We start from the raw sequence: 22,258 nt of genomic DNA, 5'->3' as shown, positions 1-22,258 counted from the left end.
CCGCGCATGCCGACATGGCGCCCTGAGCAAGCCCCATGAAGCTCACAGTCCTGCCCCTCACGCCCGAGCGCTGGCCTGACCTCGAAGCGCTGTTCAATGCCAAGGGGTGCTCGGTGGCTCGTGGGTGCTGGTGCATGCACTACCGCCGAAGCGGCGCTCACGGAGCCTTGCCCTCAGGGACAACGCGTGCTCACGCCGATCGCGCGGACCTGAAAGAACTCGTGGACGCCGGCACGCCACCAGGCCTCATCGGCTATCGCGGCAAAGTCCCGGTCGGCTGGGTATCGCTCGGCCCACGCGAGGAATATGCCAGGCTCAAGCGCTCACCCGTGATGAAGGCGGTCGACGACCGGCCCGTCTGGTCGATCATCTGTTTCGTTGTGCCATCCGAGCGTCGCGGCCAGGGCGTGGCGCAGGCGCTCCTCGACGGAGCCATTGCCTACGCCAGGAAACAGGGCGCCAAGCTGCTCGAGGCCTACCCCGTGGACAAACCCGGCCGGGCCAATGACGATCAGATGTGGTTCGGTGCCAAGTCGATGTACGACCGCGTGGGCTTCAAGGAAGTTGCGCGCCGCAAGCCGCAGCGGCCCGTCGTGCGCCTCAAGCCCACTTGAGCCGTCAACGTCTCAGGTGCCTCAAGTTTCCGCGTTGAGTTGCCGGCCTCCCGGCAATTGAGCAAGAATTCCTGCGATCGAAGGGGAACGCAAATGCCAAAGGGATACTGGATCGCCCGGGTCGACGTCGCCGACACGGAGGCCTACAAGGCTTACGTCGAAGCCAATGCAAAGCCTTTCAAGATGTTCGGGGCGCACTTCCTCGTGCGCGCCGGCCGCTTCGAGAATCCCGAGGGCACCAGCCGCACGCGCAACGTCGTGATCGAGTTCCCGTCGTACCAGGCTGCCCTCGACTGCTGGAAGTCGGCCGAGTATCAGGAAGCGCTCAAGTTGCGTGTGCCTGTTTCCACCATCGACCTGGTCATCATCGAGGGCTACGACGGTCCGCAACCGTCTTGATGCCAGGGCCGCATGTGACCCGGCCAACCTGTCGTTTCAGCGAATCACCTTGTCCGATCGGTTTCCGTTCGCAGGCCGATTCGTTCGCGGCCGAAGGCTTCTCGCTCGTCCCGGACGTGATACGGGCAGAAGAATGCGAATCCATCTCTGCCCACTTGCAACTCAGCACGCCCTCAGGCGGCACGCGTTGCCTGCTGCCGCAGTCGTGGTGCGCCTCGCTGGCGCGGCGCCTTCGCCAGCACATGGCTCCATCCTTGCTGGTTCCGACAGAGCATGTTGCCGTCCAATGCACGTACTTCGAGAAGTCCCTCGCACACAACTGGCTGGTGCCCATACACCAGGATCTCAGCATTCCCGTCGCTGATCGGGTCGACGAACCAAGCCTTCGCGGCTGGTCGGAAAAGGAGGGATCGCTCTTCGTTCAAGCGCCTGTCGACCTCCTGGAGGAATTGGTCGCCGTGCGCGTCCATCTTGACGCCTGTACAGCGGATGACGGCCCTCTTCGTGTTGTCCCTGGTTCGCATCTTCACGGCCGCATTGAGCCCAACGTTGCCGTTCTCACCCGCAACGCAGCCACAGAGATGAGGTGCCAAGCCGAGCAAGGAGCGGCCCTCGTCATGCGCCCCCTGCTGTTGCACGCGTCGTCCAAGGCCGCAGGCAAGAGCCGCCGTCGCGTCCTACACTTCGTCTTCGGCCCGCGTTCACTCCCGCATGGTCTGCGGTGGCAGTATGCGGTCTAACCTTTCCAACAGGCGGACCTGTCTCGGCGATCCGGGTCGGGCCGCTCTCCTCGATCGCTAGGTGCATCAATCGTGGCAACGCCTGAATCCATTCATCGTCTGTTGTCGGTGGCTGCCACCTTGCTCGATCATGCGGCGAGCGAGATTCGCGACGCAAAACTCGCACCGGTGCGAGAGAACATCGAACGGGTTGGCGAGGCCTTGGCGGAGATCAGCGAGCTACGACAACGGGTCTACGCAGTCGCGCCGGAGCTCATGCCGGAGTACCTCAAACAACCCAGCGAACACTCTGAGTCGAACCGCCTGCTGACGCGGTACATGTTCCAGGCATCGGAGTATGAGCTCGCCGGAGATCTCGAGAGCGCTGTCGTAACCTTCCAGGAGTACATCACCCTCGAGGAGTCAGCATTTCACCGAGACATCGCTGCGGGGGAAATCGAACGGCTGCGGAATGCAACAGGCATCTAACACGTCAATCAAGCAGACGCCCAGCGGCGCCGCTTGCGTCAACCCTTCGGCGCTTTCTTCACACCCCTCATGAAAGCACCCGCACCCATCGTCGCAACCGGCGGCTGCTTCTGCGGAGCAGTCCGGTTCCGCTGTGGGGGCACACCACGAAGCGTCGTCCAATGCCATTGCGGGCAGTGCCGTCGTTTGAGCGGCGCCGCGTTCACCACCTGGGTGAGTTTCGCCAAGGAAGCACTCAGCTTCTCAGGGCAGGCTTCTCTTTCTGTCTTCCAGGCCACCGAGAATGTCACGCGCCACTTTTGCAAGGTCTGCGGCTCGCACGTCTACACCAGCGATGCTCGCTTCTCCAATGTAGTTGGCGTTCCCGCGGGCGCTATCGAGGGCGAGCTACCGGCCAAACCCTTCGCTCACTACTTCGTCAGCCACAAGGCAGCATGGCACACCATCAACGATGCCTTGCCTCAGTTCGGAGGAGAGTCAGGTGTCGAGCCACAAGATGCCTGAACTTCTTTCGATAAGAACGCCTGCCTTCGATCTTTTCCTCCACTTCACCTCGATGGATACCCCATGACCCGAAAACTCATCAGCTCCGGTTCCACCTTCGAAGAGCAGATCGGCTACTCGCGCGCCGTCGTCGATGGCGACTGGGTGTTTGTTTCAGGCACCACGGGCTTCGACTACGCAACGATGACCATCTCGGACAGCGTGGTCGAGCAGGCCGAGCAGTGCCTGAAGAACATCGAGTCCGCGCTGCAGCGGGCCGATGCGAACATGAAGGACGTGGTGCGTGTCACCTACGTGCTGCCGAACGGCGCCGAGTTCGAATCATGCTGGCCGGTGCTGCGCAAGTACTTCGGCGAGGTGCGCCCGGCGGCGATGATGATCTCTGCCGGGCTGGCGGACCCGCGCATGAAGATCGAGATCGAAGTCACGGCCCGGAAGCGTTCACAAGCCTGAGGCCGGCAGTCGCAGCTCACGCAATTCTCATGAACCCCATCACGCTCCACGCACTCGAAAGCTTCCCACAACAGCTGGAGGCGCACTACGCCGCCATTCCGGCGGCGTTCAAGCACTGGGCACCGCCGTCCTGGGATGGCGTGCCCAGCGAAGCATTCACCGCCATCGAGCAGGTCTGCCATGTGCGCGACATCGAGATCGAGGGCTATCACGTGCGCTTCCAGCGCACGCTGAATGAGTCCAACCCCTTGCTCGCATCCATCGAAAGCGAGGAGCTTGCCAAGTCGCGCTCCTACGCCACGGCCGACACGGCCGCCGTCTTCGCCTCTTTCAGGGAGGCACGCACGAAGACCCTCGCGCTCATCACCGATCTGACCGACGAACAGTTCGATCGCACTGCAGTGTTCGAAGGCTACGGCCCGCTGTCGCTGCGCAGCCTGGTGCACTATCTTTGCAGCCATGACCAGCAGCATCTGGCGGGGCTGCAATGGCTGCTTGGAAAGATCGAAGCCTCGCGTGTTCACGCCAGTTGACGCTCACCCCACAGAAAGAATCCATGCCGAATGTCGCCTCCCCCAAGCAGGTCGCTGCTTCGCTCACCGAGTTCTGGTCGCCGCGCGTCGTCGCGGAGGTCGACGACGCCTACATCAAGGTCGCCAAGGTTCGCGGCTCGCTGGCCTGGCACAGCCATGAGAACGAGGACGAGCTCTTCCTCGTGCTCAAGGGTCACTTGCGCATCGAAATGGAAAGCGGCCCGGTCGAGCTCCGCGAAGGCGAGATGTTCGTCGTTCCGAAGGGCGTACGCCACAACCCGGTGGCCGAAGAGGAATGCCACCTCATGCTGATCGAGCGCAAGTCGACGCTGCATACGGGCGATGTCGTGACCGAGAAGACCCGCTCTCTCGACGAGCAGTTGCGTCCCGTGTGAGCGACCGAATCACTCCCCATGCATGACGAAGATTGGTCTGTAGCCTGCGTGGCACTTCCCGGCGAATCACGCGTCGCTCGCGTGTATGCGACGACGGACCTGGCCGACGCCTACGCGGTCCGCCTGCCGAAGGATGCGATCACCGATCCCGAGCTGCTTGCGCGTTTTCTCTTCTCCCAGCAAGCGCCGTGGGTAGCAGGCCTGATGCGAATCCGTGACACGCTCGTTGCCGGGTTCGGCCTCAAGACCTCGGGGCACCTGAAAAGCCCTTCTTCCAGGTCGCGCAACGACCGCATCTCCATCTTCAAGATCTATGAGAAGGGCACGCACGAAATCCTGCTGGGCGAAGACGACAAGCACCTGGACTTCCGGGTGTCGGTGTTGCACCAGACGCGGACCGTCGCCACGGAAAGCGCGCCCTACCTGGTCGTGTCCACCGTCGTGCATTGCCACAACCTCCTGGGGCGCACGTACATCCGGCTCATCGCACCCTTCCATCGATTGGTGGTTCAGTCCATCATGCGCAGAGCCGCTCGTGCCGGGTGGCCGGCTCTTTCGCGAACCGAGTGAGGGGTAGCCCGCACATGACGGACTTCTACGACGAACTCGCTCCCTTCTATCACCTGATCTACCAGGACTGGGATGCCAGCGTTCGTCGACAAGGCGATCAGCTCTCCAGGCTCATCGAGTCCGAATGGCCGGGCTGCGGAAGCGTGCTGGACGTGTCCTGCGGGATCGGGACCCAAGCCATCGCGCTCGCACAGCGGGGCTATTCGGTGACCGGCTCGGACCTGTCCGCCAAGGAGATCGAGCGAGCAAGACATGAAGCGCGCGCCAGGAAGATCGATATCGATTTCTCGGTGGGCGACATGCGCGAGGCGCACGCTCTTCACGGCTCGCGCTTCGACCTGGTCATCTCGTGCGACAACTCCGTGCCGCACCTGCTCACCGACGATGATCTTCTGCTTGCGTTCCGGCAGATGATCGCTTGCCTGCGCACGGGTGGTGGATGCATCATTTCCGTCAGAGACTATGCGCTGGAAGCGCGAGGCAAGAATCTCGTCAAGCCCTATGGCGTTCGCGCCGAGAACGGCAAGCGCTATCTGCTGTTCCAAGTCTGGGACTTCGTGGGCGAGCACTACGACCTGAGCTTCTTCTTCATCGAGGAAGATCTCTCCACTCTGGAAGTCGAGACATACGCCATGCGGTCGAAGTACTACGCCGTTTCCATCGACAAGCTCTGCGAGCTGATGCACAAAGCCGGCTTTCAGGACGTCAAGCGTGTCGATGGGGCTTTCTATCAGCCCCTCGTGATCGGAACCAAAGCCACCGAGCAGAACCGCCTGCCCAACAGGAGTGAAGAGTGAACCCCCAGATGATCCTGGTCGCCGGCCCCTACCGTTCCGGCACGAACGACGACCCTTTGCTCATCGCCCGGAACGTCGCGGCGATGACCGAAGCCTCGCTCCAGTTGTTCCGCGCCGGCCACCTGCCCGTCATGGGCGAGTGGTTCGCGCTTCCGCTCATCGAGCACGCGGGCTCCAAGCGCATTGGAGATGCCGTGTTCAACGAGATCTTCCACCCCATCTCGCGCAGGCTGGTCGCCCAGTGCGATGGCTGCCTGCGCATCGGCGGTGCGTCTGCGGGCGCCGACGAGATGGTGGCCTTCGCCAAGCAGCACGGAAAGGCCGTGTACTACGCGCTCGAGGAAATACCCGGTGCCCACACGCCGCTATGACATCGCCGTGGGTGGTCTCGTCATCCTGATCGCGGCCTTCTATTTCATCTACGCCGCGCTCGGTTCCTACGTGCGGCAGTCGCAAGCGCATTCCTCCTTCATCCCCGTCGGCGCAACGGTCGTCGAGGCCTCGGTTCGATCCAGCGGCAGCACGGCGGCCACGCATGGCGAATCCTTCTCGCCGCGCATCGTCTACCGCTACAACGTGGGCGGTAAGGCGTACCAGAGCGATCGCTACTTCTTTGCCGGCGACGGATGGCGCGATGCCGCTTCGGTGGAGGCGGTCGTGGCGCGCTTCCCGGTGGGAAGCTCGGTGCATGTGTATGTGGACAAAGCCGATCCCACGCAGGCCGTGATCGACAGAAGCAAACCCCGGCTCGGCGTGCTGCTGTACCTGCTTCCCATCGCAGCTCTGGGGCTTGGCTTTTTGGCCTACGGCTTGCGCAAACGAAAAGAGACGCGCTAAAACGCGGGGCGTGATGTCCCTCGACCGCTTCGCGCTTATCACTGTACTGGCGGCCATGCTCACCGCATGTGCGCCGATGCACGGCACCGGCTGCGCAAGCGGAGAGCAGGCGCTCGTCCACGATTCGCTGTTCTTCGGTACCGGCAAACCCCGCGGCGGCGTGGTGACGCCCGCGGAATGGGCCGAGTTCCTGAAAGGCACCGTCACGCCGCGCTTTCCGCAGGGCCTGACCGTGTCGCCCGCGTCAGGGCAGTGGCGCGGCGCCGATGGCGCGATCGTTCAAGAGGCGTCGCAGGTGCTCCAGCTCATTCATCCCGACGACACGGCCAACGAGAGCGCCGTGCAGGAACTCGTCGCGGCGTACAAGGCGCAGTTCCAGCAGGAGGCCGTGCTGCGCGTCAAAGCAATGGCCTGCGTATCCTTCTAGACTTGAAGACCGAACTCATGGAGCGACCATGTGCAGAAACATCAAGACGCTGTTCAACTTCGAACCTCCCGCGACGGAAGATGAAATACGGGCTGCGTCCCTGCAGTTCGTGCGCAAGCTCAGCGGCTTCAACAGCCCGTCCAGGCTCAATCAGGAGGCTTTCGACCGCGCGGTGGAAGACGTCGCGACCGCGGCCCGCGTTCTGATCGAGTCGCTGGTCACCACCGCCGACCCGCGCGACCGCGAGATCGAGGCCGAACGAGCGCGCGCCAGGTCGGCGAACCGATTCGGGGCGCAGCCATACCGGCCCTCGAAGGAAGCTTCATGAACTTCGGCATCCTGGTCTTCGAGCAAGTCGAGGAGCTCGACTTCGTGGGTCCGTGGGAAATGCTCACCATGTGGAGCCGGCATGCCGACGGCCCGCAGAACTGCCTCATCGTGAGCCAATCGCCCGGGCCCGTCACTTGCGCGAAGGGCCTGTCGATCAACCCGCATGTGTCCTTCGCCGATTGCCCCGCGCTGGACTACCTGCTCGTTCCAGGGGGTCAGGGCACGCGCCGGGAAGTCAACAACCCCGTGTTCGTCGACTTCGTCGCCCACCAGGCAAAGAACTGCAGAGCGGTGATGTCGGTCTGCACCGGCGCCTTCGTGCTGCACGCGGCCGGCCTGCTCTCGGGCAGGAAGGCAACGACGCACTGGGGCTCGCTGGAGCGCCTGCGCGCGCTCGGCGATGTCGAGGTGCTTGAGCAGCGCTACGTGCAGGACGGCAAGGTCTGGACGTCGGCGGGCGTTTCCGCCGGTACCGATCTGATGCTCGCCTTCATTGCCAGCGAAGCCGGTGAAGAGGCTGCCGGCAAGGTGCAGTTCGGCGCGGAGTATTACCCCTCTTCCACCAGGTACGGCGGCTACGAGAATCATGCGCAGGCACCGGCCTACATCAAGAACACGAGAGCCGACCCATGACAGCCCAGCCGCTCCCCTCCGTCGAAGCCGTCCAGCAGATCCTGAACCCGCTGTTCCCTGGCCTGATGGGCGTGCGCATCGTCGCGCTCGAAGCGGAGCGCGTGGTGGCCGAGCTCGCCGTGCGGCCCGATCTCTGCACCACCGGCGGCATCCTGCATGGCGGGGCCTACATGGCCTTCGCCGACACGCTCGGTGCGGTCGGTACCTTCATCAACATGCCGCAGGGCAAGCGAACGACGACCACGGACTCCAGCACCAGGTTCATCGGCGGCGCGCGCGCGAACACGACGATCACGGGCGAATGCCTCGCCCTCCACCGCGGGCGGACCACCATGGTGTGGCAGACGACGATCCGCTCCGCCGAAGGCAAGCTGTGCGCCGTTGTCACGCAGACGCAGCTGGTCATGGATGCCTAGCGGCAGAGCTTCATGAAAGGCGCATCCGTCGTCGTGAGATTGCTGGGTCCCGAAGAGGCCGAGGTGCTTGCGAACGTTGCGCCGGACGTGTTCGACTTCGATGTGCAGTCGAAGCTCGCCGAGGAGTTTCTGAACGATCCGCGGCACCATCTGGCGGTCGCGCTGGATGGCGAGCAGGTCGTGGGCATGGCTTCCGGCGTCCACTACATCCACCCCGACCAGCGTGCGCAGCTCTTCATCAACGAGGTCGGCGTCGCGCCCAGCCACCAACGCCGGGGCATCGGCCGCCGGCTGGTCGCGGCATTGCTTTCGCGCGCCAGGGCGCTGGGCTGCACCGAAGCCTGGGTTGCCACGGAGCCGGACAACGAGGCGGCTCGCGGCCTGTACGCGGCGGCGGGCGCCATCGAAGATCCGGAGCCGTTCGTCCTTTACGCTTTTCCGTTGAACCAGAAAGGACCTTGATGCGCACGCTGATCTTCATCGTCGGAGGGTTCGTGCTTCTTGCGGCATGCCTGGGAGCGGCAAAGCTCCTGTCCAACGGCCTCGCGGATGCCATGCGCACGGCGACCATTGCCTTCGTGGCGCTCTGGTTCGTGATCGCCGCGGTCAACATGTGGATCGGGGTGGCGAAGGCCGGCTATTCGGTGGCCGAGGAGCTGCCGATCTTTCTGCTGATCTTCGGCCTGCCGGCGGTCGCCGCCGTGCTCCTCAAGTGGAAAGTCCTTTGAGACTGCCATGAGCCAGGAACTCTCACGACTCGCGGCCGAACTCGGCATCGATGCGCAGCAGCACGAGCCGCTTCGCCTCGCCTTCGGTCTTGCCTGTGTTCGCCGCGTACAGCACCTGCTCGAAGACCCCAGAGCGATCGGCGGCGTCTCGGTTCTGGCGGCCTTTGTCGAAGGCCGGTCGGATCGGGCCGCGCTGCTCCAGGCCGCGCAGGAGACCGCGGCCGTGGCCAACAGCCATCGCGGCTCCAACTCGATCGACGGCTCGGCCCATGCGGCAGTCTCCGCGACCTACGCCGTGGCCAAGGCACTTGCCGGGCAGGCTCTCGAAGCGGCGGGCTATGCTGCCTATGCCTCGGTCTATGCCTATGGCGGCTATGCGGTCAACGACCCGACGGCCTTCGAAGCCGAGCACACTTGGCAGGTTCAAACACTCAGGGAGCTGGCTCACTCGTGCACCTCAGGTTGAGGCGCGCACCATGGAGGTCCACTCATGATTTCGCGTCACTGGCGAGGCTTGGCGAAGCCGGCCCAGGCAGATGCCTATGTCGAGCATCTGCGCATCGAGACCTTTCCGGCGCTGAACACGATGCCCGGATTCATCAGCGCATCGATATTGCGTCGCTCCCAGGCGCTGGGTGTGGAGTTCCTGGTCGTCACCCAGTGGGCATCTCTCGAGGCGATCCACGGTTTCGCGGGCGAGGATGCGGAGACGGCTGTCGTTCCCCGGAAAGTACAGGACATGATGGTGGAGTACGACCGAAGCGCTCGCCACTACGAAGTGGTGTTGTGAAGGAGGCGGCATGGACACCGATCTGGACAACATGTCGCGCGACCAGCTGGTCGCCGAAGTGAAGAAGTTGCGCCATGGCATCCGCGAACATCGCGACAGCACGGGCCACGAGCTGTGCTGGCATCACCCGGCCTTGTGGGCGCTGCTGCCCGAGCGCTCGGATCCGGTCCCTGTCGTGCCCGACTGGCCACAGTTCCTCCGGGGCTGCCTGCGCTACCGCGAATCGCTGGACAAACAGCTTCCGCAAGCGCCCCGTAGCAGCGAACCCTGCCGAGACTGACATCTGCAAGAAAAGGAGACTTCGTGCCAAACCCCTCTGTTCTCGAAGGCGGCTGCCAATGCGGCTCGGTTCGCTACCGCATCACGGGCGATCCGGTGATGGCGGCGCTGTGCCATTGCTCGATGTGCCGGCGCGCGAACGCGGCGCCGGCCGTGGCCTGGGCGATGTACCAGGAATCGCAGGTGGTTTTTCCCGACAACGGGCCGGCCCTCTACGAGTCCTCGCCGGGTGCGCGCCGCGGTTTCTGCGCGCGCTGCGGCACGCAGATCAGCTTCACCGCGGACTACATTCCGGGGCTCATCGACATCACGATCGGGAGCCTGGACGACCCCGGCCGGGTGCCGCCCACGCTCCACTACTGGGAGTCGAAGCGCCTGCCCTGGGTGCACTTCGCCGACCCCCTGCCCCGCTATCCGGCGTTTCCGCCCACGGAGTAGGCAGTATCCCTGCGTCAAGAAGGAGAGCAATCATGACAGTCCTGGTTACCGCAGAAGTCCAAGGCCAAACCCGGCAGGGTTACGAAGGCATGTTCAGCGCACTCTCCGACGGTCTCAAGCAGGCGCCGGGGTTCGTGCTTCACACAGCGCATCCCATCGAAGGGGGCTGGCGAATCATTGAAGTGTGGCAATCGAAAGCGGAGGCGGATCAGTTCTTCGCGAAGCAAGTCGCCCCTCACCTGCCGCCTGGAATTCACCCCAAGCGTTCAATCCAGGAGCTTCACAGCCTGCTGAGGTCTTGATCGACGATCGATCAATAGCGGTACGGATTCCCCGGCCGGCTGTCGTAGCGATTCGGCACACCGTCTCCATCGCGATCGCGGTCGTAGCGGTTGGGTATGCCGTCGCGGTCCCTGTCGCCGTAGCCCTGTCCCGGCGCGCCGTGATAGCGCGGCGGCGGGCGGCCGCTGTCGTAGGGGACGGCCACGCAGCCGGCCAGGGTGGCGGATGCAACGAGCAGTGCGAGCAGTGTTTTCATTTGGTTCTCCTTGAGTTTCGGTCGATCGGGTAGACCCGACGAAGCCATCATCGGCTGCGCCGGTGTCCGGCCGGTATCCGCCCTTCGCCTTTGCGTGAAGCTGGTTACCGGATGTGCCCATCCAAGATGCTCAGTACGCCGCGCTGCCGCAACCGGCGCGGGCACCTGTTCGCGAGTAGGCCCAGACCGCTTTCATGCATCGGCATGCAACTTGCGGCGCTTCGAAAAGCAACCCGGAGGCATCGATGACCACCCGCTACCCCGGCCCGCTGCCCGCGCACGGCCGCTTCGACTACCTGCCCATCACGCGCCGTGTCGACCATGCGTGGCCGAATGGCGCGCGGCTCGCGGTCTATATCGGCTTCAACCTCGAGCACTTCGCCTTCGGCGAAGGCATGGGGGCCTGCATCGGTCCTGCGGCGCCGCATCCCGACGTGCTCAACTACGCGTGGCGCGAATACGGCAACCGCGTGGGCGCGTGGCGCTGCCTCGAACTCTTCGACAGCCTGGGCCTCGCATCGAGCACGCTGCTGAACACCGCTCTCTATGACCACTGTCCCGAACTCGTGGCGGCCTCGGTCGCGCGCGGCGACGAGCTCATCGGCCACGGTCATACCAATTCCGAGCGCCAGGCCGACATGGATGAAAGCGCCGAAGCCGCCCTGCTCGCGCAGTGCCGCGCACGCATGCGCGAGGAAAGCGGCCGGGCGCCGGTGGGCTGGCTTTCGCCGTGGATTTCGGAAAGCCGACTCACGCCCGACCTGCTGGTCGAAGCCGGCTACGGCTACACGCTCAACTGGTGCCACGACGACCAGCCGGTGCCCATGCGCACGCGCGGCGACCGCACGCTGTGGTCGGTGCCCTACCCGCAGGAGCTCAACGACATCCCGATGATCGTCGCGCGCCAGATGGACGCCAAGGACTTCGCGCAGATGATCATCGACAACGCCGACGAGATGCTCGAACAGTCGCGCCGGCAGCCGCTGGTGATGGGCGTCGCGCTGCACCCCTACATCGTCGGGCAGCCCTACCGGCTGCGGCACCTGCGCCGCGCGCTGTCGCACCTGGCGCGCATGCGCGACCGGGGCGAGGTCTGGTTCACCACGCCGGGCGCGATCTGCACGCACGTGCAGCAGGTGGCCGCCGGCTAGGCCGAGGTGGCTGGCTGTGGCAAGCTAGCGGCCCCATGCCACGCACCCGAGCCGCCCTGCTGGCGCTGACACTGCTTGCCACCCTCGCCGGCGAGGCGCAGGCACTTGCCAGCTTCGACGAAGTGCGGCGCGAGTTCCGCCCCTCGGACACGCGGGTGCTCGACCGCAACGGCGAGCTGCTGCAGCGCGTGCGCACCGACCCGCAGGTGCGCCGCGGCCAGTGGATCGCGCTGGCCGAGGTGTCGCCGGCCCTGCGCACGGCCATGGTGCTGAGCGAGGACAAGCGCTTCTACGCGCACAGCGGCGTCGACTGGCGCGCGGTCTCGGCCGCGGCCTGGGGCAATGCGTGGAACACGCGCACGCGCGGCGCATCGACCATCACGATGCAGCTCGCGGGCCTGCTCGACGACGATCTGCGGCGCGGCAGCGGCGGGCGCAATCTCACGCAGAAGCTCGGGCAGACCGTGGCGGCGCAGCAGTTGGAGCGCAACTGGCGCAAGGACCAGATCCTGGAGGCCTACCTCAACACCGTGCCCTTCCGCGGCGAGATCGTCGGCATCGACGCGCTCTCGCGCACGTTGTTCGGCAAGGCGCCGCACGGGCTCGACGCGCGCGAGGCGGCGATGGCGGCGGCGCTGGTGCGCGCACCCAATGCGAAGCCGGCGCTGGTGGCGCAGCGCGCCTGCGAGGTGTTGCGGGCGATGGAAGCGGGCACCAAGGTGGATTGCGAGGCGCTGGATATGTTTGCGAGCGCGGCTTTGCAGCGCAAGGCATTCGAGGCGAGCGAAGGAATCGCACCGCATCTGGCGCGCCGCGCCCTCACCCCAACCCTCTCCCAGAGGGAGAGGGAGCAAGACGGGATCCGCACGACGCTGCGCGCGCCCTTGCAGCGCTTTGCACTTACCACGCTGCAACGCCACCTGCGCGAGCTGCGCGGCCGCAATGTCGAGGACGGCGCGCTGGTGGTGCTCGACAACGCGAGCGGCGAGGTGCTGGCCTGGGTCGGCTCCTCGGGCGAGCTGAGCCGCGCGGCCGAAGTCGACGGCGTGCTCGCGCAGCGCCAGCCGGGCTCCACGCTCAAGCCGCTGCTCTATGCGCAGGCCATTGCCGAACGGCGGCTCACGGCGGCCTCGCTGCTCGACGACTCCTCGGCGCAGATCAGCACCGCGAGCGGCCTCTACATCCCGCAGAACTACGACCGCCAGTTCAAGGGCCATGTGTCGGTGCGCACCGCGCTGGCGGCCTCGCTCAACGTGCCGGCCGTGCGCACGCTGGTGATGGTGTCGCCGGCCTCCTTTGCGCGCCAGCTGCGCGCAGTGGGCTTGCCGCTGGCGCAGAACGGGGACTACTACGGCTACAGCCTGGCGCTGGGGAGTGCGGAGGTGTCGCTGCTGGGGTTGACGAATGCGTATCGGACGCTGGCGAATGGGGGGAGGGTTGGGGAGACGCGGTTCTTGCTTCAGGCACCACCCTCACCCCGGCCCTCTCCCGCCAGCGGGAGAGGGAGTGACCGGCGCGCGCTCGATGAGCGCGCGTGCTTCATCATCGGCGACATCCTCAGCGATGCCAACGCGCGTGCGCGCACCTTCGGCCTCGACAGCGTGCTCGGCACGCGCTTCTGGAGCGCGGTGAAGACCGGCACCAGCAAGGACATGCGCGACAACTGGGCCATCGGCTGGTCCGAGCGCTACACGGTCGGCGTGTGGGTCGGCAATGCGAGCGGCGCGCCGATGTGGGATGTGAGCGGCACCAGCGGCGCGGCGCCCGTGTGGGCCGAGCTGATGGGCTTTCTGCATCGCAACGAAGCCAGCCGCGCGCCCGCGCCGCCGCCCGGCCTGGTGCGCTCGCGCGTGCGCTTCGGCGACGAGCTCGAAGCAGCGCGCGACGAATGGTTCATCGCGGGCACCGAGCAGCCGCTGTTCGCCATCCCTGGCGCCGCGGCCGAGTCGGCGCCGCGCATCACCGCGCCTTCGGACGGCACCATCATCGCGCTCGACCCCGACATCCCGCCGCGTCACCAGCGCGTGCGCTTCGAAGCCGAGGGCCGTGGCCTGCAGTGGCGCATCGACGGCAAGCTCTTCGCGCGCGGCAGCAGCGCACAGTGGCTGCCCTGGCCGGGCCGGCACGTGGTGGAGTTGCTCGATGCGCGCGGCCAGGTGCTCGACCAGGTCAAGCTCGAAGTGCGCGGCGCCGGCGTGAAGCGGCTGGCGGCCAAGTAAGCTCGGCGCCCATGAAGCAGCAGTCCCCCCGAAAGCCGGCCAAGGCCGCGGCCCCGAACGGCCAGATCTCGGCCGTGCTGGCACGCATCGAGACGCTCTGGCCCTCGCTCGGGCCGGTCGGGCAGCGCATCGCCGACTTCATCGTCAAGAACCCGCAGGAAGTGGTCCACATGTCGGTCAGCGAGGTGGCCGAGCGCACCGGCTCCAGCGAGGGCAGCATCGTGGGCTTCTGCAAGAACCTCGGGGCCACCGGCTTCCAGCAGATCAAGATCGCGCTGGCGCAGGAGATCGTGCGGCCGGTACAGTTCATCCACGAAGACCTGGAGCCCAGCGACAAGGTCGACACCACCATCCGCAAGATCTTCCAGAGCAACGTGCAGACCCTGCACGACACCCAGGCCGCACTGGACGTCAAGTCGATGGAGAAGGCGGTCAAGCTGATCAAGAAGGCCAGGCGCATCGAGATCTACGGCATCGGCAGCGCGGCCACCATCGCCGAAGACGCGCACTACCGGATGCTGCGCATCGGCCTCGACGTCAAGGTGGTGGTCGACTCGCACGTGCAGGCCATCAGCGCCTCGCTCACCGGGCCCGAGGTCGCGGTGGTCACGATCTCGCATTCGGGCAGCACGCACGAGACGGTGACGGCCACGCGCCTGGCCAAGGAGGCCGGCGCCTCCACCATCTGCATCACCAACTTCGGCAAGTCGCCGATCCAGGCCTTCTGCGACGTGCTGCTCTTCACCATGGCGCGCGAGACCAGCTTTCGCACCGAGGCCATGACCAGCCGGTTGGCGCAGCTGGCGATCATCGACGCGCTGATCGCCTGCCTCGCGCTCTCAGACTACGACCGCTCGGTGAAGACCTTGCGCCAGACCTTCGACGTGCTTTCGCTCAAGCGCTACTGAGGCTGCCCGCGCGCGCAGCAGCGCGGCCAGCGTGGGTGCATCGGCGCCGGGCGCGGCGCCGACCAGCAGGCAGTCCAAGCCCAGCCGCGCGGCTCCGAGCGCATCGGTAGCCGGGTTGTCGCCGATCACGAGCGTCGTGGCCGGCGCCGCACCGAGCCGGCGCAGGCCCTCCTCGAACAGCAGCGGACCGGGCTTGCCGATCACGCGCCAGGGCTGCACGCCGCTGGCCGCGACCACGACAGCCAGCAGCGCGCCGGTCTCGGGCACCAGGCTGCCGCCGGGCCCGGGATGGTTGTCGTCGCCGTTGGTCACCACCAGCCGCGCACCGCGGTGCAGCTGGTTGGCGACGAGGTCGAGGCGCGCGCTGTTGAAGTGCGGATCGAGGCCGAGCAGCACGAACTCGGCATCGGTCCTGACGAGCATGCATCCGCTTGAGAGTGCATGACGCTGCAGCGCGGCGCTCGCCATCGGAAGAATGCGCGCGTGCGGATGCTCCCTGTTCATGAACGCGACCGTCTCTTCGCCGGCCAGCACGATACGCTCGGGCGCGACCTTGAGCCCCATGCGCGCGAGCCGGCGCGCGACGCCACCGGCCGTGTGGGTGGAGTTGTTGGAGACGATGACGTAACGGTCGCGGAACTGCGCCAGCAGCTCCGCAGCACCGGGGACCGGCTCGTCTTCGCGGATCAGCGTGCCGTCGAGGTCGGCGATGAGGTGGCGGGCCTGCGCGAGGCGCTCGGCTGCGGTCTCGATGTGCGTGTGGTTGCCACTGCTCGTGCTTTCAAAGCTCATGTTCTCGGGTTTCCAGGCGTACCGGCCATGCGGTGCACGGCTTGCGGATTGTATTGAATGGAGCTCAGTAACTTATCAAAAGTTCATTGAGCTAAATTCATTTTCCTGTCACGTCCGCTTCCTAAGCTCCTCGAGGACAAGCCACCTCAATACACAGCAAGGAATCCCGCAATGAAACCTGTCTTCTTCACCCGCGGCCTCTGCACCGCCGCTCTTCTGCTCAGCCTCGCCGCGTGCGGCGGCGGTGGCTCCGGCTCCGATGGCGGCGCTTTGGGCGCGACGGCGGCAAGCAAACCGGCACCGACCACGGAGAAGTCCGATGACTCGACGGCGGACAACGTCCCCTCGCCATCCCTGAGCTGGGCGCCTTGACCCATCCCCCTCCTCGTCCTTCACATCTTCGAGTTGCAACCATGACCATGAACAATCCCCAACGACGCGACTTCCTTCGCAAGACGGCCGGCACCCTGGGTGCCGCGTCCGCCCTCACCATGCTGCCGCCCTCCATCCGCCGCGCACTGGCGGTCGAAGCGGCCGTCGAGACCCGCACCATCCAGGACGTCAAGCACATCGTCATCCTGATGCAGGAGAACCGCTCCTTCAGCCACTACTTCGGCACGATGCGCGGCGTGCGCGGCTTCGGCGACCGCTTCCCGATCCCGCTGGAAAGCGGCAAGCCGGTCTGGTTCCAGTCCAACGGCACCAAGGAGATCCCGCCCTACCACCTCGACAAGGAAAAGACCAACGCGCTCCTGGTGCCCAGCACGCCGCACAGCTTCTCGGATTCGCAGGCGGCCTGGAACCAGGGCAAGTTCGGCCAGTGGCCGAAGTACAAGAACCAGTACTCGATGGGCTACTACAAGCGCGAGGACATTCCCTTCCAGTTCGCGCTGGCCGAGGCCTTCACCATCTGCGACGCCTATCACTGCTCCATCACCACCGGCACCGACCCCAACCGCATCGTCTTCTGGTCGGGCTCGAACTTCAACCCCGAGCTCGGCCGCCGCGGCATCAACAGCACCGACACCGACGCGGAACCCAACAACCTGCGCTGCTGGATCAAGGGCACCATGCCGACCCCCGGCTACACCTACGCCGGTTCCTCCTTCCAGTGGCCGACGCTGCCCGACCTGCTGGAAAAGGCCGGCATCAGCTGGCGCATCTACCAGGACCCGAACGACAACTGGACCGGCGCCATGCACGGCGGCCTCGCGTTCGAGAGCTTCCGCAACGCGACGGCCACCTCCGGCTCGCCGCTTTACGAGAAGGGCATGAAGAAGTGGACCCTGGCCGATCTGCGCAACGACGTGATCAACGGCACGCTGCCCGCGGTGTTGTGGGTGCTGCCGGCCGCCTGGCAGTCGGAGCATCCGGGCGCGGGCTCCAGCCCCGCCAAGGCCGGCGACTTCACCTCGCAGGTGCTGGACGCCATCACCGCCAGCACCGAAAGCTGGAGCAAGACCGTGTTCTTCCTGACCTTCGACGAAAACGACGGCCTGTTCGATCACCTGCCGCCGCCCGCCGTGCCCTCGTACAACGCCGACGGCACGCTCGCGGGCAAGTCGACGGTGCCGCTGGACGGCGAGTATTTCTCCGACCCGGCGCGCCGCTACCTCAAGCCCGAAGACACCATCAGCGGCAACGTGCGGCCCTGGGGATTGAGCGCGCGCGTGCCCATGTACGTGGTCTCGCCATGGAGCAAGGGCGGCTGGGTCGACTCGCAGGTCTTCGACCACACCTCGGTGGGCATGTTCCTCGAGAAGCGCTTCGGCATCACAGTCGACAGCATCAGCCCCTGGCACCGTGCGGTGTGCGGCGACCTGAGCTCCGCCTTCGACTTCAAGACGCCCAACGATCCGAAGTGGCCCCAGCTGCCCGACATGAGCAACTACGCCGCGATCGAAGCCGGGCAGAAGCTGCTGCCTGCACCGGTGGCGCCGGCCATGCCGCAGCCGCTGTTCCAGGAAACGGGCACGCGCTTTTCGCGCGCCCTGCCCTACGAGCTGCACACCAGCGCGCGGGTCGAGCCGCGCGGCATGCTGTCGCTGGTGTTCGCCAACAGCGGCAAGCAAGGCGCCGTCTTCCACGTCTACGACAAGCTGCACCTGGACCGCATTCCGCGCCGCTACACCGTGGAGGCCGGCAAGACGCTGACCGACACCTGGAACACGGGCCTCTCCGACAGCGGCAAGTACGAGCTCTGGGTCTATGGCCCCAACGGCTATGTGCGCAGCTTCAAGGGCGACGCGCTGTTCCACGACACCGCGGCATTCAAGCCCGAAGTCCAGATAGGCTATCAGGCCCACAGCGGCCATCTCTATCTGAGGGTGCACAACAGCGGCAAGGAAGCCGGCCGCGTGACGGTCACACCCAACGCCTACCTCAGCGAAGGCCCCTGGACGATGAAGGTTCGGGTCGGCACGACCGAAACGCAGCACTGGAACCTTCAGAAGAGCGGCGACTGGTACGACTTCACGGTCACGTCGGACAACTTCGAACGCCGCTTCGCCGGCCGTGTCGAAACCGGCAAGCCGGGCGTGAGCGATCCGGCCATGGCGCTGCACCTGAAGAGCTGAAGCCAGGGCGCCCCGGGCCATTGCCGCTTGTCGGACAATCCGGCGCTTGAGTTGGCTCAAGCGCCGGGGACATCGGCCCGACGGCTACACGCTGCTGCTCGGCGACAGCTCGACGCTGATCGCGAAGTACATGCAGGCCAAGCTCACGTTCGATCCGATCAAGAGCTTCGTGCCGGTGGCCGGCCTCTTCAAGTCGCCGCTCCTGATCGTGGCGGCCAACGACTTCCCGGCCAGGACGCCGCGCGAGCTGGTGGCGAGGACCTTCGCGTCCTCGCGCAGAAGCGCGTGCCGCGCATGTTCTACATACCGATGTCGAGAAGATCGACGCCGGTGTGGTGCGGGTGTAGGCCTCCTACGCCGGCTTGGGACATTTGCGCACCCTGGCGTCGGACGATCCATACGAAAGTCGCGCCGACACGACTTTCTCCCGCCGAAAACGGCCATATGCCTGCCTTGTCGCCTTCAATCGAGACCAGAACAATGGCTGACGTCAGCAGACCCCTCGACCTGGGCGTCGTCACGGACGCTGACTACCGCCTCATGGTGGATACGATCGCGGACTACGCGATCTTCTTTCTCGACCCCGGCGGCATCGTTCTCAGCTGGAACACCGGGGCGAAAAAGCTCAAGGGCTACCAGGCCGAAGAGGTGATCGGGCGCCATTTCTCGCTGTTCTATCCCCCGGAGCTGCTGGAGAAGGAGTGGCCCCAGCACGAGCTCAAGGTCGCGGCCGAGGTGGGGGCGTTCGAGGACGAGGGCTGGCGGCTTCGCAAGGACGGGACGCGCTTCTGGGCCAGCATCGTCATCACCCGGCTGACCGGACCGGACGGGTCGCTGCGCGGTTTTTCGAAGATCACCCGGGATCTGACGGAACGCCAAAGACAGCAAGACCTGCTTCGCACCAGTGAAGAGCGCTTCCGGCTGATGGTGGACGGCGTCAAGGACTACGCGATCTTCATGCTCGATCCAGGCGGCTACGTCGTCAGCTGGAACACCGGGGCGAAGGCCAACAAGGGATACGAAGCCGGGGAAATCATCGGCCGGCATTTCTCGGTCTTCTATCCGCCCGAGGTGGCCGCGACGGGCTTCCCCGACAAGGAGCTCGAAATAGCGCGCGAGGTCGGACGATACGAGGACGAGGGTTGGCGCGTGAGAAAGGACGGCAGCCGGTTCTGGGCCAGCGTCGTGATCACCGCGCTCTTCGACGCGACCGGTCGCCACCGGGGATTCGCCAAGGTCACGCGCGACTTGACCGAGCGCCGGCGTGCGTCCATTCTCGAGGACGAAGGACGGCGGATCACGACCTTCCTGGCGATGCTGGGGCATGAGCTGCGCAACCCGCTCGCACCGATCGCCAACGCGCTGGCGATCGTCGAACATCCGAACGCGGAGGGCGGGACGCTGAAGAGAATGTCCGGCATCATCTCGCGTCAACTCAAGCAGATCACGCGGCTCGTCGACGACCTGCTCGATGTCGGCCGGATCACGAGTGGCAAGATTCACCTCGAAGCCAAGCCGGTGAAGCTCTCCGAGGTGATCGCGGAAGCCGTCGAGACCGTGAAGCCGATGGCCGACACCAAACGGCATACGCTTGCGCTCGACACGCCCGCCAAGGACCTATGGATCAGCGGCGACCGTGCCCGCATGATCCAGGTGGTCTGCAATCTGCTGAACAACGCCGTCAAGTTCACGCCGGGCGGCGGGCACATCAAGGTCCGCCTGCAAGCGGCGGGCAGCGATGCGGAGATCAGCGTGAGCGACGACGGGCCCGGCATTCCGCCCCAGCATCTGCCTCGAATCTTCATGATGTTCGCCCAGGGCGATCAGGACGTTTCCCGCTCGCAGGGAGGGCTGGGCCTGGGGCTCACGCTCGTGCAGCAACTGGTGACGCTCCATGGCGGCGAGATCAGCGCTTTCAGCAAGGGCGTGCCGGGCCAGGGAAGCGAATTCGTCATCCATCTGCCGACCATCGCGGTGCCTCTGGAGATGCGCAGGGCCGATGGGCCGGAAGCCGGCAAGCGGGTTCTCATCGTCGACGACAACATGGATGCGGCGGAGACGATGTCCGTCCTGGTCGACAACCTGGGCTACGTCACCAGCACCGCCTTCGACGGGTATGCGGCGCTGGAGGCGATCAAGAACGAGCAACCCGACCTGGTGCTGATGGACATCGGCTTGCCGGGCCTCAGCGGCGTGGAGGTGGCCCAAAGGGTTCGCCGCGAGGTCGCCAATCCTCCGGCCTTGATCGCGGTCACCGGGTATGGACAAGCGTCGGACCGGGATACCAGTTTCGACGCCGGCTTCTATGCCCACCTCACCAAACCCATAGACGTTCGGCAACTGGAAAGTCTGCTCGGACGCCTGCTCGACAAGCCCTGACGCCTTGCGCCTCGACGCCGATCGTCAGTAGGTCTTGTACGGCAGGAACTTCCCCGACAACACCACATTCACCCGATCCCCCTTCGGATCGGCCTGGCGCTGGATGTCCATGCTGAAGTCGATCGCGCTCATGATGCCGTCGCCGAACTCTTCGTGGATCAGTTCCTTGATCGTGCTGCCGTACACGCTCACGACTTCGTACCAGCGGTAGATCAGCGGATCGGTGGGCACCGGCGTCGGCAGCGAGCCCTTGTAGGGCACCACCTGCAGCCACTTCTGCTCCTCGGGCGTGAGGCCGAAGATCTTGCCGACGATCTTGGCCTGCTTGTCGTCGAGCGTCATCTGGCCCAGGCAGGCGGCCGTCGTCCACTCCTTCGAGAGGCCGACCTTCTTGGCCACGTCGGCCCACTGGATGCCTTTGGCCACCTTGACGGTGATGATCTTTTCGGTGATGTCGTTGCGGTTCATGCGGATGCTCCTGATTGAAATGGGTAAAGGGCTCACGAGGCCTTGGCCCGCGTGACGAGAAAGTCGACGATGTGGTTGCGCAGCGCGTAGTAGCCGTCAAGGTGATGCAGCCCCGCGCGCGTGCGCTCGCGCGGCAGCGGGTTGACCACGGTCTCGGCGATGTTGCCGGGTCTATAGCCGCCGGCCGTTTCCGTGCCGTTGCTCATCAGCAGGATGCGGTCGGCGAGAAGAATGGCCTCGTCGACGTCGTGCGTGATCATGAAGACGGTCTGCTGCGTCTGCCGCACGATGCTCATCAGTTCGTCCTGGATCGTGCCGCGCGTCAACGCGTCGAGCGCGCCGAAGGGTTCGTCGAGCAGCAGCATCTTGGGCTGGATCGAGAAGGCGCGTGCGATGCCCACGCGCTGCTTCATGCCGCCCGAGAGCTGCGAGGGTTTCTTGTCGATCGCGCCGTCGAGGCCGACCAGCGCGACGAACTTGCGCACCTGCTCGTCGACCTGCGCGGCCGACCAGTCGGGCCAGCGCGACTGCACTGCGAAGGCGATGTTCTTGCGCACCGTGAGCCAGGGCATCAGCGCATGGCTCTGGAACACCACGCCGCGCTCCAGGCTCGGCCCGGCCACCTCGCGGCCGTCCATGAACACGTGGCCGCCCGACGCAGTGTCGAGGCCCGCGAGCACGTTGAGGACGGTGGTCTTGCCGCAGCCCGAGTGGCCGATGATGCAGACGAACTCGCCGCGGTCGAGCGTGAAGGACACGTCGGCGAACACCGGCTTGCCGGGCACGAAGGACTTCGAAAGCGATTCGATGCGCAGAAAGCCGGCGCCGGGGCGAGCCGCAGCAGCGTTGGTTGTCATGGCGAGGGCCTGGAAAGAG

At 65.5% G+C, this 22,258-nt stretch carries 33 protein-coding genes and 1 pseudogene; 30 read left to right on the top strand and 4 right to left on the bottom strand.

Annotated elements, in window-relative coordinates:
* The first annotated feature begins 35 nt into the window (after positions 1 to 35).
* From ACSQ86_RS07070 to ACSQ86_RS06960, 23 genes are all read left to right on the top strand, one after another.
* Positions 36 to 614, top strand: coding sequence for a GNAT family N-acetyltransferase (locus ACSQ86_RS07070; RefSeq protein WP_436308658.1), 579 nt, complete (start codon positions 36 to 38; stop codon positions 612 to 614).
* 93 nt (positions 615 to 707) lie between these two features.
* Positions 708 to 1,013, top strand: coding sequence for a DUF1330 domain-containing protein (locus ACSQ86_RS07065; protein ID WP_093106734.1), 306 nt, complete (start codon positions 708 to 710; stop codon positions 1,011 to 1,013).
* Positions 1,013 to 1,753 carry a phytanoyl-CoA dioxygenase family protein gene (locus tag ACSQ86_RS07060; protein WP_436308657.1) on the top strand — a complete coding sequence of 247 codons (741 nt, stop codon included), beginning with the start codon at positions 1,013 to 1,015 and terminating at the stop codon, positions 1,751 to 1,753. Before ACSQ86_RS07065 ends, ACSQ86_RS07060 begins: the two co-directional genes overlap by 1 nt.
* 72 nt (positions 1,754 to 1,825) lie before the next feature.
* The gene (locus ACSQ86_RS07055; RefSeq protein ID WP_436308656.1) at positions 1,826 to 2,221 is read left to right on the top strand and encodes a hypothetical protein; all 396 of its coding nucleotides are present in this window, start codon (positions 1,826 to 1,828) and stop codon (positions 2,219 to 2,221) included.
* Positions 2,222 to 2,290: 69 nt separating this feature from the next.
* Positions 2,291 to 2,725: a GFA family protein gene (locus tag ACSQ86_RS07050; protein WP_436308655.1), complete on the top strand. Its 435-nt coding sequence runs from the start codon at positions 2,291 to 2,293 to the stop codon at positions 2,723 to 2,725.
* Positions 2,726 to 2,788: 63 nt separating this feature from the next.
* On the top strand, positions 2,789 to 3,178 hold the full coding sequence (locus tag ACSQ86_RS07045) for a RidA family protein (protein ID WP_436303119.1): 390 nt from the start codon (positions 2,789 to 2,791) through the stop codon (positions 3,176 to 3,178).
* A 29-nt stretch (positions 3,179 to 3,207) separates the two neighbouring features.
* Positions 3,208 to 3,711 (top strand): DinB family protein, encoded by a 504-nt coding sequence (locus ACSQ86_RS07040; RefSeq protein WP_436308654.1) that lies wholly within the window; start codon positions 3,208 to 3,210, stop codon positions 3,709 to 3,711.
* Between the two features lie 23 nt (positions 3,712 to 3,734).
* Positions 3,735 to 4,106 carry a cupin domain-containing protein gene (locus tag ACSQ86_RS07035; RefSeq protein ID WP_436308653.1) on the top strand — a complete coding sequence of 124 codons (372 nt, stop codon included), beginning with the start codon at positions 3,735 to 3,737 and terminating at the stop codon, positions 4,104 to 4,106.
* Positions 4,107 to 4,124: 18 nt separating this feature from the next.
* Complete coding sequence (locus tag ACSQ86_RS07030; protein ID WP_436308652.1) at positions 4,125 to 4,676, top strand: DUF2867 domain-containing protein; 552 nt, start codon at positions 4,125 to 4,127, stop codon at positions 4,674 to 4,676.
* Positions 4,677 to 4,690: 14 nt separating this feature from the next.
* A complete protein-coding gene (locus tag ACSQ86_RS07025) occupies positions 4,691 to 5,473 on the top strand; it encodes a class I SAM-dependent methyltransferase (RefSeq protein ID WP_436308651.1) in 783 nt (260 codons plus the stop codon).
* Positions 5,470 to 5,844 carry a DUF4406 domain-containing protein gene (locus tag ACSQ86_RS07020; RefSeq protein WP_436303113.1) on the top strand — a complete coding sequence of 125 codons (375 nt, stop codon included), beginning with the start codon at positions 5,470 to 5,472 and terminating at the stop codon, positions 5,842 to 5,844. Before ACSQ86_RS07025 ends, ACSQ86_RS07020 begins: the two co-directional genes overlap by 4 nt.
* Positions 5,825 to 6,310 (top strand): DUF3592 domain-containing protein, encoded by a 486-nt coding sequence (locus ACSQ86_RS07015; RefSeq protein ID WP_436303112.1) that lies wholly within the window; start codon positions 5,825 to 5,827, stop codon positions 6,308 to 6,310. The genes ACSQ86_RS07020 and ACSQ86_RS07015 overlap by 20 nt, the downstream gene beginning before the upstream one ends.
* A gap of 13 nt (positions 6,311 to 6,323) precedes the next feature.
* Positions 6,324 to 6,737, top strand: a complete 414-nt coding sequence (locus ACSQ86_RS07010; RefSeq protein WP_436303111.1) for a DUF3574 domain-containing protein — start codon at positions 6,324 to 6,326, stop codon at positions 6,735 to 6,737.
* Between the two features lie 28 nt (positions 6,738 to 6,765).
* Positions 6,766 to 7,065, top strand: a complete 300-nt coding sequence (locus tag ACSQ86_RS07005) for a DUF2277 domain-containing protein (protein ID WP_436303110.1) — start codon at positions 6,766 to 6,768, stop codon at positions 7,063 to 7,065.
* Positions 7,062 to 7,700, top strand: coding sequence for a DJ-1/PfpI family protein (locus ACSQ86_RS07000; RefSeq protein ID WP_436303109.1), 639 nt, complete (start codon positions 7,062 to 7,064; stop codon positions 7,698 to 7,700). Before ACSQ86_RS07005 ends, ACSQ86_RS07000 begins: the two co-directional genes overlap by 4 nt.
* On the top strand, positions 7,697 to 8,116 hold the full coding sequence (locus ACSQ86_RS06995) for a PaaI family thioesterase (RefSeq protein ID WP_436308650.1): 420 nt from the start codon (positions 7,697 to 7,699) through the stop codon (positions 8,114 to 8,116). The genes ACSQ86_RS07000 and ACSQ86_RS06995 overlap by 4 nt, the downstream gene beginning before the upstream one ends.
* A gap of 12 nt (positions 8,117 to 8,128) precedes the next feature.
* Positions 8,129 to 8,578 carry a GNAT family N-acetyltransferase gene (locus tag ACSQ86_RS06990; RefSeq protein WP_093106772.1) on the top strand — a complete coding sequence of 150 codons (450 nt, stop codon included), beginning with the start codon at positions 8,129 to 8,131 and terminating at the stop codon, positions 8,576 to 8,578.
* A complete protein-coding gene (locus ACSQ86_RS06985; protein ID WP_436303107.1) occupies positions 8,578 to 8,844 on the top strand; it encodes a hypothetical protein in 267 nt (88 codons plus the stop codon). The genes ACSQ86_RS06990 and ACSQ86_RS06985 overlap by 1 nt, the downstream gene beginning before the upstream one ends.
* Before the next feature lie 7 nt (positions 8,845 to 8,851).
* The gene (locus ACSQ86_RS06980) at positions 8,852 to 9,310 is read left to right on the top strand and encodes a hypothetical protein (RefSeq protein WP_436303105.1); all 459 of its coding nucleotides are present in this window, start codon (positions 8,852 to 8,854) and stop codon (positions 9,308 to 9,310) included.
* A 24-nt stretch (positions 9,311 to 9,334) separates the two neighbouring features.
* Complete coding sequence (locus ACSQ86_RS06975) at positions 9,335 to 9,634, top strand: antibiotic biosynthesis monooxygenase family protein (protein WP_093106780.1); 300 nt, start codon at positions 9,335 to 9,337, stop codon at positions 9,632 to 9,634.
* A gap of 10 nt (positions 9,635 to 9,644) precedes the next feature.
* Positions 9,645 to 9,914, top strand: a complete 270-nt coding sequence (locus ACSQ86_RS06970) for a hypothetical protein (RefSeq protein ID WP_436303104.1) — start codon at positions 9,645 to 9,647, stop codon at positions 9,912 to 9,914.
* Positions 9,915 to 9,937: 23 nt separating this feature from the next.
* Entirely contained in the window at positions 9,938 to 10,351 is a 414-nt protein-coding gene (locus ACSQ86_RS06965; RefSeq protein WP_436303103.1) for a GFA family protein, read from the top strand.
* A 32-nt stretch (positions 10,352 to 10,383) separates the two neighbouring features.
* On the top strand, positions 10,384 to 10,653 hold the full coding sequence (locus ACSQ86_RS06960) for a hypothetical protein (protein ID WP_093106785.1): 270 nt from the start codon (positions 10,384 to 10,386) through the stop codon (positions 10,651 to 10,653).
* 11 nt (positions 10,654 to 10,664) lie between these two features.
* On the opposite strand, the gene ACSQ86_RS06955 is transcribed toward ACSQ86_RS06960, so the two are convergent.
* The gene (locus ACSQ86_RS06955) at positions 10,665 to 10,889 is read right to left on the bottom strand and encodes a hypothetical protein (protein ID WP_436292566.1); all 225 of its coding nucleotides are present in this window, start codon (positions 10,887 to 10,889) and stop codon (positions 10,665 to 10,667) included.
* A 245-nt stretch (positions 10,890 to 11,134) separates the two neighbouring features.
* Between ACSQ86_RS06955 and ACSQ86_RS06950 the strand changes: the two genes are divergently transcribed.
* The 3 genes from ACSQ86_RS06950 (at position 11,135) to ACSQ86_RS06940 (ending at position 15,167) form a co-directional block, all read left to right on the top strand.
* Positions 11,135 to 12,040, top strand: coding sequence for a polysaccharide deacetylase family protein (locus tag ACSQ86_RS06950; RefSeq protein WP_436308649.1), 906 nt, complete (start codon positions 11,135 to 11,137; stop codon positions 12,038 to 12,040).
* Between the two features lie 35 nt (positions 12,041 to 12,075).
* A complete protein-coding gene (gene pbpC, locus ACSQ86_RS06945; protein ID WP_436303101.1) occupies positions 12,076 to 14,259 on the top strand; it encodes a penicillin-binding protein 1C in 2,184 nt (727 codons plus the stop codon).
* Between the two features lie 74 nt (positions 14,260 to 14,333).
* Positions 14,334 to 15,167, top strand: a complete 834-nt coding sequence (locus tag ACSQ86_RS06940) for a MurR/RpiR family transcriptional regulator (RefSeq protein WP_436306269.1) — start codon at positions 14,334 to 14,336, stop codon at positions 15,165 to 15,167.
* On the opposite strand, the gene ACSQ86_RS06935 is transcribed toward ACSQ86_RS06940, so the two are convergent.
* The gene (locus ACSQ86_RS06935; protein WP_436308648.1) at positions 15,099 to 15,959 is read right to left on the bottom strand and encodes an HAD-IIA family hydrolase; all 861 of its coding nucleotides are present in this window, start codon (positions 15,957 to 15,959) and stop codon (positions 15,099 to 15,101) included. The two genes, ACSQ86_RS06940 and ACSQ86_RS06935, sit on opposite strands and share 69 nt — an antisense overlap.
* Before the next feature lie 171 nt (positions 15,960 to 16,130).
* Here ACSQ86_RS06935 and ACSQ86_RS06930 point away from each other — a divergent pair, with 171 nt between their 5' ends.
* The 4 genes and pseudogenes from ACSQ86_RS06930 to ACSQ86_RS06915 all read left to right on the top strand — a co-directional run bounded on the left by ACSQ86_RS06930 (position 16,131) and on the right by ACSQ86_RS06915 (position 20,914).
* Positions 16,131 to 16,331 carry a hypothetical protein gene (locus ACSQ86_RS06930; RefSeq protein ID WP_436303099.1) on the top strand — a complete coding sequence of 67 codons (201 nt, stop codon included), beginning with the start codon at positions 16,131 to 16,133 and terminating at the stop codon, positions 16,329 to 16,331.
* Positions 16,332 to 16,378: 47 nt separating this feature from the next.
* Entirely contained in the window at positions 16,379 to 18,535 is a 2,157-nt protein-coding gene (locus ACSQ86_RS06925; RefSeq protein WP_436308647.1) for a phosphocholine-specific phospholipase C, read from the top strand.
* Positions 18,536 to 18,665: 130 nt separating this feature from the next.
* Positions 18,666 to 18,731 (top strand): annotated as a pseudogene (locus tag ACSQ86_RS06920) (hypothetical protein); the annotation flags it as partial.
* A 284-nt stretch (positions 18,732 to 19,015) separates the two neighbouring features.
* Positions 19,016 to 20,914 carry a hybrid sensor histidine kinase/response regulator gene (locus tag ACSQ86_RS06915; RefSeq protein ID WP_436308646.1) on the top strand — a complete coding sequence of 633 codons (1,899 nt, stop codon included), beginning with the start codon at positions 19,016 to 19,018 and terminating at the stop codon, positions 20,912 to 20,914.
* Positions 20,915 to 20,938: 24 nt separating this feature from the next.
* Here the strand turns inward: ACSQ86_RS06915 and cynS are convergent, their stop codons facing one another.
* Positions 20,939 to 21,382, bottom strand: a complete 444-nt coding sequence (gene cynS, locus ACSQ86_RS06910; RefSeq protein WP_436303096.1) for a cyanase — start codon at positions 21,380 to 21,382, stop codon at positions 20,939 to 20,941.
* A gap of 32 nt (positions 21,383 to 21,414) precedes the next feature.
* Complete coding sequence (locus ACSQ86_RS06905; protein WP_436303095.1) at positions 21,415 to 22,239, bottom strand: ABC transporter ATP-binding protein; 825 nt, start codon at positions 22,237 to 22,239, stop codon at positions 21,415 to 21,417.
* Positions 22,240 to 22,258: the final 19 nt, after the last annotated feature.

It is taken from the genome of Variovorax sp. LjRoot130 (assembly GCF_964253755.1).
Classification (GTDB): Bacteria; Pseudomonadota; Gammaproteobacteria; order Burkholderiales; family Burkholderiaceae_C; genus Variovorax.
The sequence above is the reverse complement of the archived record's forward strand: the minus strand, read 5'-3'. Positions and strand labels throughout refer to the sequence as shown.